This window comes from Streptomyces sp. NPDC001933 (assembly GCF_042890955.1).
GTDB lineage: Bacteria > Actinomycetota > Actinomycetes > Streptomycetales > Streptomycetaceae > Streptomyces.
In genome coordinates this window covers 649,345-662,990 of record NZ_JBIASS010000003.1, presented here as the reverse complement: position 1 = coordinate 662,990, position 13,646 = coordinate 649,345, and the positions used below count along the sequence as shown (strand labels likewise).

Below are 13,646 nucleotides of genomic sequence, written 5' to 3'. Positions count from 1 at the left end.
TCCGGCCGGAGCCGAAACGGGGAACAGCGTGCCGACCGCAATAGCAGTGACCAGTGCTGACTTGGTACTACCTCCGACCGATCAGCAGACACCGACAGCCGCCCTGTTGCAGGCTCCGGATGCCCAGGCTCTGGAGATGGCCATCGGTGACATGCACGTGCTGCTCGAACAGCACGGGTACGTCGTCGCCGTCTATCCGACCGGCATCTCGCCCGCCCACGAGCGTCGGCTCTACTCCGTCCGCTCGGTCCTGGAGAGCGATCGCATCGCCCTGGTGAAGACGGACCTGCCGCCGCTCGGTGTGGCCGTACTCGTAAGGCAGTTGCGCCAGTTGTCCATCTGTGACTTCAGCCCCGGAGTGGTAGCCTCCGCCGCCCGGCTGCTGGCGCACTACATCCATGCGGGTGCCCTGCTCCACTCCGTCACCAAGTTCGACCGGGTCCCGGTCGACCTCAGGACCCATGCCAAGTCCTGGGTGCCCGGCTCGCAGTTCGCCGTGGTCGCGGGCCCCGAACCGCAGCTCGTCAAGGTCGGTCCGAAGGCGGAACTCCCGACCGGCCCCGAATTCGCCACTCATCTGATGACCGCCAAGGGGCAGTCCCAGTCCGAGTGGGTGAAGGAGGCCCTCGCGCCCGCGTGGAAGGTCCAGTCCATTCACGAGGCCGCACTCCCGTCCGGTTCCCCCGCATGGTGGGGAACCGGGAAGCTGGTGGAGTTCGCCGCTTATCTGCCAGACATCTCCGTCCTGTACCAGCTGGTGGCCTCGGTGCGCCGGGAGAACTGCCACTGGTGCGGAATGGAACTCATCGGTGACCGCTGCGGGTTCTGCTCCTCCCCGCTACCCGCAGCGGAGAACCGCAAGCACCCAGCCGGTGTCCTCAGCCATGGAGCGCTCGCACCACCGCAGTCCTAGAACGACCGCAGTTCTGGCACCACCGCAGTCCCAGCGCTTCCGCTTTCCTCCGTAGACGCCCTTCCGTCCGCTGCCCCACGCATCCGAATCGAACGAGGTTGTCCGGCCCATGAACTCCCGTCAGCGCCGCGGCGTGATACTCCTGCTTTTGTCGGTTCTGTGCGCCTTCGGCGCCTTCGCCGGCGTGCTCTCGGTGATCAGCGACGTCAATTCCAAGGTCGGGCCGGAGGTCTCGGCCTACCAGCTGAAGTCCGATGTAGCCCCCTATACCGCCCTGTCCTCCGGGCAGTTCGAGAAGATCTCGATGCCCAAGCGCTGGCTCTCCACCAACGCGGTGACGGACCTCTCCGAGGTCAACGGCAAGATCGCCGTCACCCAGCTGCGCAAGGGCTCGCTGCTCCAGTCCGACATGATGCAGCGCCGGCCCGAGCTGCAGCCCGGGGAGCAGGAGATCGCCATCATGATCGACGCCGCGACGGGCGTCGCGGGCAAGATCACCCCCGGTGCCACGGTCAACATCTACGCCACCTTCGAAGGCGAGAACGATGGTGCCCCGTCCCAGTCGAAGGTGATCGTGTCCAACGCCAAGGTGCTGGACGTCGGCAAGCTGACCGCCCTGGAGCCCAGCAACGACGGCAAGTCCAACATGGGTACCGAGGCGGTCCCGATCACCTTCGCGCTCAACACGCTCGACACCCAGCGCATCGCCTACGCCGAGTCCTTCGCGGCGCACGTACGCCTCGCACTCCTCGCCTCCGGCAGCGACAGCACCATCCGTCCGGGCGACCGCACCTACACGCTCGACAAGGACAAGTGAGGATCGAATGACCACGAGGATCCTCCCGGCCGTCGGTGACGTCGACGCGGCCAGATCCGTCACCACCCTGCTCAGCCAGCTCCCCGAGGCGGAGCCGGCCGCTCCGGTCAGCGATTCGACCCAGCTCATCGACACCCTCGCCCGCCTCGCGGGCGAGTCGCTCGACGATCTGCCCGAGGTCGTGCTGGTCCACGAGCGGATCGGTCCGGTGCCGGCACTGGAACTGATCCGGGAGGTCTCCCTGCGCTTCCCCGCCATCGGGGTCGTGCTGATCACCGCCGATGTCACCCCCGGTCTGTTCTCGTCCGCGATGGAGTCGGGTGCACGTGGTGTCGTCACCCTCCCCCTGAGCTACGAGGAATTGGCCAACAGGGTTCAATCCGCGGCCCAATGGTCCGTCGGAGTCCGCCGCCACCTGACCACCGGGGCCGATGTCTTCACCGGTCCCGGCGGTACGGTCATCACAGTCAGCGGCGCCAAGGGCGGCGTGGGCGCCACCATTACGGCGGTGCAGATCGCCCTGGCGGCGCAGGCATCAGGGCGCAACGTGGCCCTGGTCGACCTGGACCTCCAGACCGGCGACATCGGCTCGTACCTCGATGTGCAGTTCCGGCGTTCCATCGTCGACCTGTCGACGATCACCGACATATCGCCACGCGTCCTGTCCGATGCCGTGTTCAGCCACGGCACCGGGCTGGCGCTGCTGCTGGCCCCCAACGAGGGAGAGAGCGCCGAGGAGGTCAGCGACCGCTCGGCCCGGCAGATCGTCAGCGCCCTGCGCTCGCGCTACGAGGTCGTGGTGATCGACTGCGGCAGCCAGCTCCAGGGGGCCAGCGCGGCGGCCATCGAGATGGCCGACACGGCGCTGCTGGTCACCACGCCCGATGTGATCGCGGTGCGCGGTGCGAAGCGGGTCGTACGGATGTGGGAACGGCTCCAGATCCGCAAGGCCGAGGAGACGGTCACCCTTGTCAACCGCTTCATCCGCAACACCGAGATCCAGCCGCAGCTGATCGAGAAGATCACCGGAACCACGACGGCCAACACCGCCGTTCCCGCGAACTTCAAGGAGCTCCAGGCCGTCGTCGACGCGGGCCGGCTGCACGAACTCGACTCCAAGAGCACGGTCAAACAGGCCCTCTGGGCCCTTGCGGGCGAGCTCGGCATCGTCAAGGTTCCTGAGAAGGCGGAAAAGAGCGGCGCGAAGAGCATCGCGAAGTTCAAGAACGACCGAGGCTCGATCGGTCGCCGGCGCGACCGCGACGGCGACTCCCGGAACCGGAAGACGACCTAGGGGGCAAGTTGACCAATGGCACTTACCGAGACGAGAGACACGGAGATACGGGGAAGGCGTTGCGGTGACGTTTCCCCGGTGCGGGGCGGGATGCGCGCCCGTCTCCTCGGCCGGGGACGCGACCGCGGCCAGACCGCGATCGAGTTCCTGGGCGTCACACCGCTGATCATCCTGCTGCTGATCGCGCTCTGGCAGTGCGCGCTGATCGGCTACACGTTCTCCCTGGCGGGGAACTCGGCGGACCAGGCGGCACACAAGGGCGCCATCGCGCAGGGTACGCGCGGACAGGCGTGCCGGGCCGCGGCCAAGGAGGACCTGCCGAAGGTCTGGCGCGAGTCGATGAAGCGGACGAAGTGCGAAAGCTCGGGCGCGCTGTACAAGGCCACGGTGAAGCTTCGGGTTCCGGTCCTGGTACCCGGAGTACTCAACTGGCCGATGACGATCGAGGGCAACGCCGCGTCGCCGCTGGAGGCCGAGCGATGAGCATGCGCGTACACACACCGGGCCGGAAGGCCACCGCGACCCGCCGGGACCGTGGCCAGGTCGCCATCGAGTACATGGGCTTCATTCCGCTGCTGCTCCTGGTGGGCCTCTTCGCGATTCAGCTGGGGGTCGCCGCGTACGCCGCCAACCAGGCGGGCACCGGTGCCCGTGCGGCCGCGCGTACCGCCACCCAGGACGTGCCGCGCGGGGACTCGGAGCGGGCGGGGCGCGACGCGATGAGCGACTGGCTCGGCAGCTACAAGAACTCGAAGTTCAGTAGCGACGACGGGACCGGCGAAGTGACGTACACCACTCGCGTGAGGATCCCCTCCGTTGTGCCCGGAATCGACGACTGGGGTTGGGCCAGTCGCAGTTCCACCATGCCGCGAGGGTGAGCAGGGCCCGCATTGCACAACTGGAGCACCACGAGCAAGTCTGAGCGAGGAGTTACGCAATGAGTCTGCGGGCACGCATGACCGCCCCCGAGAAGAACGGCGGGGCGCGGGAGGACAGCCACATGGTGGCCACCTACCGCGCCAAGCTGCTCGAAGAGATCGACCTGGCCGAGATGTCGTCGCTCGCCGCCGCAGACCGGCGAGCGCGGCTGGAGCGTGTGCTCAGCCACATCATCAGCCGCGAAGGGCCGGTCCTCTCGACCGTCGAACGCACCCAGCTGATCCGCCGGGTCGTCGACGAGGCCCTCGGGCTCGGCATTCTGGAACCGCTCCTCGAAGACGCGTCCATCACCGAAATCATGGTGAACGGACCGGACCAGATCTTCGTCGAGCGCAGCGGCAAGGTCGAGAAGCTGCCCATGCGATTCAGTTCGCACGAGCAGCTGATGCAGACCATCGAACGCATCGTGTCGACGGTCAACCGCCGCGTCGACGAGTCAAACCCCATGGTTGACGCGCGTCTACCCAGTGGTGAGCGTGTCAACGTCATCATCCCGCCCCTGTCGCTGACCGGTGCGACGCTCACCATCCGACGGTTCCCCAGAGCCTTCACGCTCCAGGAAATGATCAACGTCGGCTCGCTCGACGAGCAGATGCTGATCCTGCTGTCCGGACTCGTCCAGGCCAAGCTCAACATCATCGTTTCCGGCGCCACCGGCACCGGGAAGACGACGCTCCTCAACGCGCTCTCCGGCCTCATCCCCGACAGGGAGCGCATCGTCACCATCGAGGACTCCGCCGAGCTCCAGCTTCAGCAGAGCCACGTCATCCGGCTGGAGTCCCGGCCGGCGAACGTGGAGGGGAAGGGCCAGATCTCCATCCGTGATCTGGTCCGTAACTCCCTGCGTATGCGCCCCGACCGCATCGTCGTCGGTGAGGTCCGTGGTGGCGAATCGCTCGACATGCTCCAGGCGATGTCGACCGGTCACGACGGCTCGCTCGCCACGGTTCACGCCAACAACGCCGAGGACGCGCTCATGCGTCTGCAGACTCTGGCCTCGATGTCCGAGATCGAGATCCCGTTCGAGGCACTGCACGACCAGATCAACAGCGCTGTCGATGTCATCGTCCAGCTAACCAGGCACGCCGACGGTTCCCGCAAGATCACCGAGATCGCCGTCCTCGACTCGCACGGTCGCGACCCCTACCGCATCGTGTCCGTCGCCCGGTTCAATGCACAGCCGATGGACGCCGAAGGGCGGATCAACGGCGAATTCCAGTACCTCCCGATTCCGCGCAAGATTGCCGAGCGCCTCTACATGGCCAGCCAGCCCATCCCGCAGGCCTTCGGGGTTGCCGATTCCGCCGAACAGCTCGCCACCCGAGAGGCCAACTAGGTACCGTGCCATGACGAATCTCCCTCTTCTCACCATCGGCGTCACGCTGCTCGCCGGCGTCACGGGCGTCGTGGGCCTGCACGCCTACTCCGGTGGCAAGGCCGACCGGGATGCCCTGGTAGACCGTCTCTCGCACACCGGTCATATTCCGGAGGCCGGCCGACGCCGTCGATTCCGGTCGCTGGACAGCCGGCTGCGGAAGACCGGCCTGGGCCGGAAGCTCGAACTGAAACTGGCTGCCACGGGCCTCGAGATCACTCCGGGCGAGTTCTTCGTCTACGCGGTCGTCGCCCTGGCCGGGCTCTGGATGATCGCTTCGTCCATGCTCGCCAGCTTCTTCGGACCGGTCGCAGCCCTCATCGGCCTCTGGGGCACCAACGCCTTCCTGAACTGGCAACGGACCAAGCGCACCGAGCACTTCATCAACCAGCTTCCCGAGCTCGCCCGCATCCTCGCCAACGCCACCCAGGCCGGCCTCGCGCTGCGTACGTCGATCGGCATGGCGGCCGACGAACTGGAGGATCCGGCGGGTGAAGAACTGGCCAGGGTCGCCCGCCGCCTCGCCGTCGGTGAATCCCTCGAGGACGCGATGAGCGAACTCACCGACCGGCTGCCCTCCCGCGAACTCGTCGTCCTCGTCACCACTCTCGTCCTGTCCAACCGGGCCGGCGGTACGGTCGTCAGCTCGCTGCGCAACCTCACCGAGACGCTGGAGGAGCGCAAGGAGACCCGACGCGAGGTCAAGACCCAGCTCTCCCAGGTGACGGTCACGGCCTATGCCGTTCCCGCTTTCGGCCTGGGCGCCATGCTCCTGATGAACGCGGTGATGCCCGGCGCCCTCGACCGTATGACCGGTGCGTTCATCGGCCAAGTCGCGGTGATCGTCTCCCTTGCCCTGTACGCGATCGGATTCATCGTGATCCGTCGTCTGTCCAAGATCGACGTCTGATGGGCGGCGCGCACATGGATCTGCTGTTGGCGGGCGTCATAGGACTCGCGGTCTTCGGGGCCATCGCGGGTGTCCGCATGTACCGGGCCGATGCGAAGCTCCCCAGTGACCTCGCGATCGCTCTGGAAGTCGGCTCGACCCGTACCAGCGCAGTAGGCTCCGGTATCGACCGTCTGGGCATGCGCTGGGCCCCCATGGTGCTGAGGATGATGGGCGCCAAGGCCGTCAACAAGAAGCGCCGCCAGATCGACATGGCGGGCAACCCGGGCGGTCTGACCATCGACCGCTACGCTGCCCGCCGAGCGGTCTACGGCGGACTCGGTCTGCTCGGCGCCTTCTCAATGATCATCCGGGGGCAGATCTTCCTCTCCCTGGTGCTGATCGCGTTCGGACTGTTCTGGGTCGAGGTCGGCATCTGGTCCGCGGTCCGCATCCGCCGTGACCACATCGACCGGACGCTTCCGGACTTCCTCGACGTGCTCGCCGTCGTGGTCTCCGCCGGCCTCGGCTTCCGGCAGGCCCTGGCCCGGGTCGCCGACAAGTACGAGGGGCCCTGGGCGGACGAGCTCCGTATCACCCTGCGCCAGATGGACATGGGTGTCAGCCGCCGTGAGGCGTTCGAGCAGTTGCGCAAGCGCAATGACTCGGAGCAGGTCGCGATGTTCGTGACCACGCTCCAGCAGGGCGAGGAGCTCGGTGCGCCGATCGTCGAGACCCTGATTCAGATCGCCAACGACATGCGGCGCACCGACGCCCAGAACGCCCGCCGGAAGGCGGCCAGGGCCGTTCCCAAGGCGACCTTCGCGGTCACCACGTTCCTTCTCCCCGGAACGCTGGTCATGCTGACGGTCGGATTCGTCTACGGGGTCAACGTCGACTTCAGCACCCTCATGGGCGGATGACGTGAACGAGGCGGACGGTGGGCAGAACCGCCGTGGGGAGGTGAGAGGCTCATGGCGTTCCAACTCGGCAGCATCCAGACCGGACTGAATGCGCAGGTACGTCAGGCGATCGCCGATCCCGGCTCACGCCCGGCGTTCGCGATCCAGCTCAACGCGCTCCAGGCGATGTGCCGCCAGGTCTTCGGATTCCGGCTCGCCATGATTGCCATAGCCACACCGTTCGCCATCGATCACACTGCCTCGGGCCTGGCTACATGGCTGATCGGCTCGGCCATCCTCGTCACCTTCATGGGCAGCTACGTCCTGTTCCGCGACTGGGAACGCTTCGGTCCGGTTCTGCTGCGCCACCCTTGGCTGCTCGGCATCGACGCCTTCTTCGGCGCCCTGCTGCTGATCACCGCCTCACCGGAATCCACTCTCGCCTACGTCACCGTGTGTACCCCGATGCTGGCCGGGCTGGTCCAGGGCTGGCGGGGCGCCGCGATCTTCGCAGCACTCCAGACCGCGATCGTCCTCGGTGTGTACGGGACCGATCCGAGACTGGAAGCCGCTAACGCAACGGCGTTCCTCCTTCCGGGCTTCTGTGTGATAGCCGGAGCGGTGGGAGTCACGCTGCGCAACCTTCTTCTCCGCTTCGGTACCGCCAGCCAGGCGCTCACCGAGACCAAAGCGCGGCTCGCTGTCAGCGAGGCGGTAGAAGGCGAACGCGCGCGCCTCGCGAGGGAGATGCACGATTCGGTGGCCAAGACCCTGCACGGCTTGGCACTGGCAGCCGACGGCCTGGCTGTCTCCTCCGACCGGATGGACCCGCTCACCGTCAAGCACCAGGCCGAACTGGTCGCCCGCGCCGCCCGCCGGGCCGCCGCCGAGTCCCGTGAACTGCTCTCCGACCTGCGCCGCGAGTCCGGACTGGACGGAGGCGTGGACGTGACACGCGAGCTCCGGGCCCGTGCAGAGGACTTCACCCGACGCCACGGCCTCACCGCCACCTTCCGGCTGCTCAACGACGCGCCGATCCCGCACGTCCCTCAGGTCGTCGCCCGCCAGCTGCTCACCATCGCCTCCGAGGCGATGGAGAACGCCCACCGCCACGCACAACCCACCTACCTCGTCGTACTCGCAGGCGTGAAGGGCGACGTCCTGCGCGTCAGCGTGTACGACGACGGGCGCGGCCTGCCCCCGGGCACGACGCTCGACGACCTCCGGCACGCCGGGCACTTCGGCCTGGTCGGAATGGTCGAGCGTGCCGCGTCCATCGGCGCCCGCATCCGTATCGGAAAGGGGCAGGCGGCCAAGGGCACCGAGGTCCGCCTGGAACTCCCGATCGCAGCTCTGCTCGCGACTGCCGGCGCGGAACAGCCCGACTGAACCGCTCCGTTCTCACCCTCACCCCCCATTAGACCCTTGAGAGGAGGTCGCAGATGCCGGACGACGTCTCCCGTGCGTCGGGCCAGAACTGGACCGCTCAGAACCACGCGTCCCAGCACACGTCTTCGCACGTCACCCCGCTCAACTCGGAGCCCAGCTCCAACGCGTTCCCCGTCCCCCAGCAGCCCGCGGCATCCGAGTCCATGCCTCCCTTTCCCGCAGCGGCGCCCATGGCCGTTCCCAGCGCCCTGCGGGTCGTCGTGGCCGATGACAACCCCGTGGTCCGGGCCGGCCTCGGCGTCCTGCTCTCCGGCCGCGACGACATCGAAGTCGTCGCGGAGGCCGCAGACGGGCGCCAGGCCTATGACATGGCCGTCCAGCACCGTCCGGACGTCGTCCTGCTCGACGTCCGGATGCCCGGCGTGGACGGCATCTCCGCGCTGCCGCATCTCGTACAGATCGCACCCGTGATGATGCTGACCTACAGCCGCGAGAACGAGATCGTCCACGAGGCGCTGCGCCTGGGCGCGAGCGGCTATCTGGTCCACGGCGAGTTCACGGCCGATCAGCTGGTGCAGGCCGTACGCGACACGAAGGACGGCCGGGCCCACTTCACCGCCACCGCGGCCAACGCTCTCCTCGCCCACATGCGCCAGGGCCCGGGGCCGCAGTCGCGACCGCTTCCGGAGGGGCTCGGAACGGCGTTGACCACAGGCGTTCCCTACCAGGGGCCCGGGTACGACGGACACCCTCCGAGTTCCGTTCAGCAACACGGTGCGCCTGCACACGCACCCAAGCCCGAACCGTCTCCACCTGCGCCGCGCCCCGTCCGGTCATCGCAGGGTCTTTCGCATCTGCAACCAGTTGTGGCACAGTCTTCCATGACCGGGGAACCGGGCGCGAAGCTCAACAGGCAGCAGTACGGGCTGAGTTCACGGGAGGTGGAGGTCATGGAGCTGATCGCTTCCGGCATGAGCAATCAGCAGATCGCCGCCACCTGCTTCATCAGCGAGAAGACGGTCAAGAACCACATCAACCGCATCTTCACCAAGCTGCACAGTGCGAGTCGCAGTGAGGCCATCGCCCGCTGGCTCGGCACGGCCCCCTCCACGGGCAGTGGGGTTCGCGAGGTCGGTGGTCACCGTGGCTGAGCGAGAGAGTGCGAACGGGAGTGTGGCCGCGACGGGACATGGGCCCTTCCGGCGCGCATCGGAGGCAGAGGCCCAACTGACGCTTTGGGCCCGGGAATGGGCCCTGGGGCCCTCCGGCGAGCAGGGCGTGCCGCCGTATGTTTCTCATGTCGCCAGCGGCACCGGCCAGGAGGAAGCCGGTACCGCAGGCGGCACCAAAGAAACTTGCGAGTCGGCCGGCTACCGGTCGGCCGAACCCGGAGGGGAACACCATGTCGGACATCACCCTGAAGACCGCCGTTCGGATCAACGGCTGGGCCAACACCACTGTCAGCGCCATCCAGAAGCGCTACGAGGCCAAGGACCGCGGCCAGACGGCGTTCGAGTACCTGGGCATCATCCTGGTGGTCGTGGCGATCATCGGCGCGATCGCGGCCTCGGGTATCGGTGGCTCGATCTCGAGCAAGATCTCCGACCTGGTGTCGCAGATCAAGGCCGGCTAATGACCGCGAAACTTCGCGGCGAGGCAGGGCAGGCTTTCCCCATCTACGTTGTGATGGTGGCGGGCCTGCTCTTCCTCGCGTTTGCCTTCTTTACCGTCGGCAAGGCCTCGGCCTTGCGCAACGGGGCCCAGGGAGCAGCGGATGCTGCCGCACTCGCTGCCGCCCAGGAATCCCGCAAGCTGTTCGAGGCTCCGTTCCTCGCTTCACTTCCCGAGAGCATGTTGGACATGTTCCTGCAGGCGCACCCGGTTCTGGGTTGTCCTGCGGCCCACGCAATGGCCGCAGAGAACGATGCGAAGCTCACCCCGCCCGGATGCGTCGCTACGCCCGGCGGCGAGCGGGACAAGATCAGGGTTGACGTCAAGACGCTTAAGCCCGTGGGTGCGTCTGTGGTTCCTGGCATGAAGCGGAAGTTCGCCAAGGGGCACGCCACTGCTGTCATCGAGTGGCGCTGTCCCAGGTGGAGGTCCGTCGACTACAACGACGACACCGTCCAGGACATGTACTTCTTCTCGTGCAGGGGAGGAGAGATGCTCGCAATCAGTCCGACCAGCCCCCCTCCCTGGGAGCAGGTGAGCAAGATTCTCTTTGACGTGCACCTGGTCGACAGTTGACAGTGAACGACGAGTAAAGGAATCAGAAGCGATGAGCATTCGGCGCTCCATCAAGTCCCGAAGGGTAGTGGCAGCCATCTCGGTGACGGCGGCACTGGCCCTGGCCGTCACCGGCTGCGGTGCCGAGGACGGCGGAGGAACAAAGGACACCGGTTCGCCGTCTTCCCCCGCGTCCCCGAAGTCTTCCGACGAGGACAAGGGAACGAAGCAGGAGGACACCGCGGCCGGGGAGAACGTGGACCCGAATGTGAAGCTCGCGGAGGCCAGGGGCGACAAGAACATGCTGCTGGTCATCAATCAGGTGAAGCGGGACTCCGGCGGTTTCGTCACGGTTCAGGGCGAGTTGAAGAACCAGGGCCAGACCGTCGTCAACCCGTCCGCCTGGGCCGGCGGCGAGGCCGCCATCGTCAGCAAGAATCTGAACTCCGTCGGTGGTGCGACGCTCGTGGACAAGGTCGGGAAGAAGCGCTACTACATCCTCCGGGACACCGATGGTCGTTGCCTTTGCACGACTGGAATGTCCGCTGTCCAGCCTGGCGCGTCGGTCCCGGTATTCATGCAGTTCCCGGCGCCGCCCGCCGAGACGACCGAGGTCGACTTCAACCTGCCGACGTTCGCCACCACGTCGCTGAAGATCTCCGGGTGACGGGCGAGATGACAGACACCTGCATGCGGCGTGGTCCGATTCAACTGGCAGGCATGACCATTGCGGCGGTAGTGCTGATGGCCGGCACGTCCGTCATGGGTGCCTCGGCCGCTCTGGCCGATGATGGACCGAGCGTACCGCCGGGTACCGAGGCATCTGCGGCTCCGCCGGTACCTGTGGACGGCAAGGACCCCGACCTCAAGATGGTCGACGGTGCCACGCTCGCCCCCGCCAAAGTCCTCGACATCATCCAGGTCGTCGAGGACATGGGTGGCGAAGAGCGTCGCGAGGACAGCAACGCGAGCATCAAGTTCGCGCTCCAGGCCGAAGTTCTCTTCGGCAAGGACAGCGCGAAGCTGAGCTCCGCGGCCAACTCCCGTATCGCGGCCATCGCCGCCGAGATCAAGAAGCAGAACGCCACCAAGGTGCGCGTCTTCGGCTTCACCGACAACCTCGGCTCGTCGGCCCACGGCGACGTGCTGTCCAAGCAGCGCGCCAACGCCGTGCAGTCGGTGCTGGTGAAGGATCTCGGTTCGACCGTCACCTTCGAGATCCGTGGCTACGGCGAGCAGTACCCGATCGCCGACAACAGCACGGAAGAGGGCCGGAAGAAGAACCGGCGCGTGGAGGTCTCCTTCCCGCGCGGCACGTCTTCCTGAGGAACCGCGCCACATCAAGGGCCCGTGCACCGCGATCGCATCGCGGTGCACGGGCCTTTCGGCTGTGTACGGCGCTCTCCTGACGATCACTCACGGGGGGTTTGGCGCGCCATTAAAGTAATGGCCATGGGGCAGCAAGGTGAGCTGGTCGATGGCCGATTCCGACTGATCAGGGCCATAGGAAAGGGCGGCATGGGCCGCGTCTGGCTCGCTCACGACGAGGAACTCGACCGGGAGGTCGCCCTCAAGGAGATCCTTTACGGGTTCGCCGACGGCGAGGAGGAACGAAGCCGTCAGGTGGAGCGCTTTCGGCGGGAGGCCAAGGCGCTGGCCCGGCTCAGCCGCCATCCCGGCATCGTCACCGTGTTCGACATCCTTTCGCGGATCGACCCGCCCGCGATCGTCATGGAGCACGTGGAGGGGCCGTCCCTCAGGGAGCTGCTCGACGACGAGGGCCGGCTGCCGGTGCGCCGGGTGGCGGAGATCGGGCTGGCTGTTCTGGAGTCGCTGGCAGAGGCGCATCGCTCCGGCGTCGTGCACCGCGACCTGAAGCCGGCCAACATCCTGCTCTCCGGCCAACGAGTGTTCATCGCGGACTTCGGGATCGCGCTCATCGCCGACGCGACCACCATGACCAGGGACGGGGGAGCTCCCGTGACCCTGCAGTACGCGTCCCCGGAACAGCTCCAGCACGCCCGTGGCGACGCCGCCTCCGATCTCTGGTCGCTCGGCGCGACGTTGTACGAGATGGTCGAGGGGCAGCCGCCGTTCCGAGGGGACACCTACGCCGCGTTGATCGCGGCGATCTGTGGCAGGGAGCCCGAGCAGACGCGTTGGGCAGGTGATCTCGCACCCCTTCTCCTGCGTCTGCTCGTCAAAGAGCCTGATGGGCGGGCGACGGTCGAAGAGGTAGCGGAGGCGCTTTCCGCGATCGTCAATGGGCCGGTGGTCGACTCCGAGGAGAGTCTCGGTACGCGAACGGCACCTTCGCCCGCGCCCTTCGACCAGATGACAACGCGGACAGGCCCTGGGGCGGTGGGTCGGGCAGCGGTGCCTCGTCCTGGCGTGCCCGGCCCTGCCCCGGCAGGCCGCCCCGCTGAGGCCGTTGTGGGGCAGCGTGGGGATGACGGTTCGGATCGGGCGGTGAGTGTTCCGTCCGAGGGTGAGTTCGCGTTGTTCTGGTTTGCGGTGCCGGAGTGTCGTCCGCTGGTTGAGGAGGATGTGTCGTCGCGGGTGGTGGCGGAGTTGTTGCCGGGGGTTTGGTATTTGGCGTTGGGGCGGCGTGGGGAGGCTTTGATCGCGCAGACGGATGACGGTCGGCGTGGGCTTCTCTTGGACGCGACGGGTATTCAGCGTGGGGATGACGGTTCGGATCGGGCGGTGAGTGTTCCGTCTGGGGATGAGTTCGCGTTGTTCTGGTTTGCGGTGCCGGAGTGTCGTCCGCTGGTTGAGGAGGATGTGTCGTCGCGGGTGGTGGGGAAGTTGTTGCCGGGGGTTTGGTATTTGGCGTTGGGGCGGCGTGGGGAGGCTTTGATCGCGCAGACGGATGACGGTCGGCGTGGGCTTCTCTTGGACT

General features: G+C 66.9%; 15 protein-coding genes. All 15 read left to right on the top strand.

Translation table 11 applies throughout. The features are described from left to right. The first annotated feature begins 46 nt into the window (after positions 1 to 46). On the top strand, positions 47 to 913 hold the full coding sequence (locus tag ACFYY7_RS10800) for a hypothetical protein (RefSeq protein ID WP_328512246.1): 867 nt from the start codon (positions 47 to 49) through the stop codon (positions 911 to 913). 109 nt (positions 914 to 1,022) lie between these two features. Continuing rightward, positions 1,023 to 1,730: a Flp pilus assembly protein CpaB gene (cpaB, locus tag ACFYY7_RS10795; protein WP_388659625.1), complete on the top strand. Its 708-nt coding sequence runs from the start codon at positions 1,023 to 1,025 to the stop codon at positions 1,728 to 1,730. Positions 1,731 to 1,737: 7 nt separating this feature from the next. Next, on the top strand, positions 1,738 to 3,024 hold the full coding sequence (locus tag ACFYY7_RS10790) for a CpaE family protein (RefSeq protein ID WP_388659622.1): 1,287 nt from the start codon (positions 1,738 to 1,740) through the stop codon (positions 3,022 to 3,024). A 90-nt stretch (positions 3,025 to 3,114) separates the two neighbouring features. After that, positions 3,115 to 3,507 (top strand): TadE/TadG family type IV pilus assembly protein, encoded by a 393-nt coding sequence (locus ACFYY7_RS10785; protein ID WP_388659620.1) that lies wholly within the window; start codon positions 3,115 to 3,117, stop codon positions 3,505 to 3,507. After that, entirely contained in the window at positions 3,504 to 3,902 is a 399-nt protein-coding gene (locus tag ACFYY7_RS10780) for a TadE family protein (protein ID WP_388659617.1), read from the top strand. The genes ACFYY7_RS10785 and ACFYY7_RS10780 overlap by 4 nt, the downstream gene beginning before the upstream one ends. 59 nt (positions 3,903 to 3,961) lie before the next feature. Beyond that, positions 3,962 to 5,299, top strand: coding sequence for a CpaF family protein (locus ACFYY7_RS10775; protein ID WP_328512241.1), 1,338 nt, complete (start codon positions 3,962 to 3,964; stop codon positions 5,297 to 5,299). A gap of 10 nt (positions 5,300 to 5,309) precedes the next feature. Further along, positions 5,310 to 6,248 (top strand): type II secretion system F family protein, encoded by a 939-nt coding sequence (locus ACFYY7_RS10770; RefSeq protein ID WP_388659614.1) that lies wholly within the window; start codon positions 5,310 to 5,312, stop codon positions 6,246 to 6,248. 14 nt (positions 6,249 to 6,262) lie between these two features. Further along, on the top strand, positions 6,263 to 7,150 hold the full coding sequence (locus ACFYY7_RS10765) for a DUF5936 domain-containing protein (protein ID WP_388659795.1): 888 nt from the start codon (positions 6,263 to 6,265) through the stop codon (positions 7,148 to 7,150). Between the two features lie 51 nt (positions 7,151 to 7,201). Further along, complete coding sequence (locus ACFYY7_RS10760; protein ID WP_388659611.1) at positions 7,202 to 8,518, top strand: sensor histidine kinase; 1,317 nt, start codon at positions 7,202 to 7,204, stop codon at positions 8,516 to 8,518. Between the two features lie 53 nt (positions 8,519 to 8,571). Next, entirely contained in the window at positions 8,572 to 9,669 is a 1,098-nt protein-coding gene (locus ACFYY7_RS10755; protein ID WP_388659608.1) for a response regulator, read from the top strand. Positions 9,670 to 9,920: 251 nt separating this feature from the next. Beyond that, the gene (locus ACFYY7_RS10750) at positions 9,921 to 10,151 is read left to right on the top strand and encodes a hypothetical protein (protein ID WP_353786673.1); all 231 of its coding nucleotides are present in this window, start codon (positions 9,921 to 9,923) and stop codon (positions 10,149 to 10,151) included. Next, the gene (locus ACFYY7_RS10745; RefSeq protein ID WP_388659604.1) at positions 10,151 to 10,765 is read left to right on the top strand and encodes a pilus assembly protein TadG-related protein; all 615 of its coding nucleotides are present in this window, start codon (positions 10,151 to 10,153) and stop codon (positions 10,763 to 10,765) included. Before ACFYY7_RS10750 ends, ACFYY7_RS10745 begins: the two co-directional genes overlap by 1 nt. Positions 10,766 to 10,796: 31 nt before the next feature. Further along, positions 10,797 to 11,411: a hypothetical protein gene (locus ACFYY7_RS10740; protein WP_388659601.1), complete on the top strand. Its 615-nt coding sequence runs from the start codon at positions 10,797 to 10,799 to the stop codon at positions 11,409 to 11,411. Positions 11,412 to 11,464: 53 nt separating this feature from the next. Further along, positions 11,465 to 12,070, top strand: a complete 606-nt coding sequence (locus ACFYY7_RS10735) for an OmpA family protein (protein WP_388659598.1) — start codon at positions 11,465 to 11,467, stop codon at positions 12,068 to 12,070. A 126-nt stretch (positions 12,071 to 12,196) separates the two neighbouring features. Continuing rightward, positions 12,197 to 13,646 (top strand): protein kinase (locus tag ACFYY7_RS10730; RefSeq protein ID WP_388659595.1); only part of this gene is annotated, 1,450 nt, incomplete at its 3' end.

What these genes read in the sequence shown, in the direction of transcription:
- cpaB (WP_388659625.1), top strand. Translation starts at nt 1,023, where the DNA reads ATGAACTCCCGTCAGCGCCGCGGCGTGATACTCCTGCTTTTGTCGGTT.
- ACFYY7_RS10790 (WP_388659622.1), top strand. Translation starts at nt 1,738, where the DNA reads ATGACCACGAGGATCCTCCCGGCCGTCGGTGACGTCGACGCGGCCAGA.
- ACFYY7_RS10785 (WP_388659620.1), top strand. Translation starts at nt 3,115, where the DNA reads ATGCGCGCCCGTCTCCTCGGCCGGGGACGCGACCGCGGCCAGACCGCG.
- ACFYY7_RS10780 (WP_388659617.1), top strand. Translation starts at nt 3,504, where the DNA reads ATGAGCATGCGCGTACACACACCGGGCCGGAAGGCCACCGCGACCCGC.
- ACFYY7_RS10775 (WP_328512241.1), top strand. Translation starts at nt 3,962, where the DNA reads ATGAGTCTGCGGGCACGCATGACCGCCCCCGAGAAGAACGGCGGGGCG.
- ACFYY7_RS10770 (WP_388659614.1), top strand. Translation starts at nt 5,310, where the DNA reads ATGACGAATCTCCCTCTTCTCACCATCGGCGTCACGCTGCTCGCCGGC.
- ACFYY7_RS10765 (WP_388659795.1), top strand. Translation starts at nt 6,263, where the DNA reads ATGGATCTGCTGTTGGCGGGCGTCATAGGACTCGCGGTCTTCGGGGCC.
- ACFYY7_RS10760 (WP_388659611.1), top strand. Translation starts at nt 7,202, where the DNA reads ATGGCGTTCCAACTCGGCAGCATCCAGACCGGACTGAATGCGCAGGTA.
- ACFYY7_RS10755 (WP_388659608.1), top strand. Translation starts at nt 8,572, where the DNA reads ATGCCGGACGACGTCTCCCGTGCGTCGGGCCAGAACTGGACCGCTCAG.
- ACFYY7_RS10750 (WP_353786673.1), top strand. Translation starts at nt 9,921, where the DNA reads ATGTCGGACATCACCCTGAAGACCGCCGTTCGGATCAACGGCTGGGCC.
- ACFYY7_RS10745 (WP_388659604.1), top strand. Translation starts at nt 10,151, where the DNA reads ATGACCGCGAAACTTCGCGGCGAGGCAGGGCAGGCTTTCCCCATCTAC.
- ACFYY7_RS10740 (WP_388659601.1), top strand. Translation starts at nt 10,797, where the DNA reads ATGAGCATTCGGCGCTCCATCAAGTCCCGAAGGGTAGTGGCAGCCATC.
- ACFYY7_RS10735 (WP_388659598.1), top strand. Translation starts at nt 11,465, where the DNA reads ATGACCATTGCGGCGGTAGTGCTGATGGCCGGCACGTCCGTCATGGGT.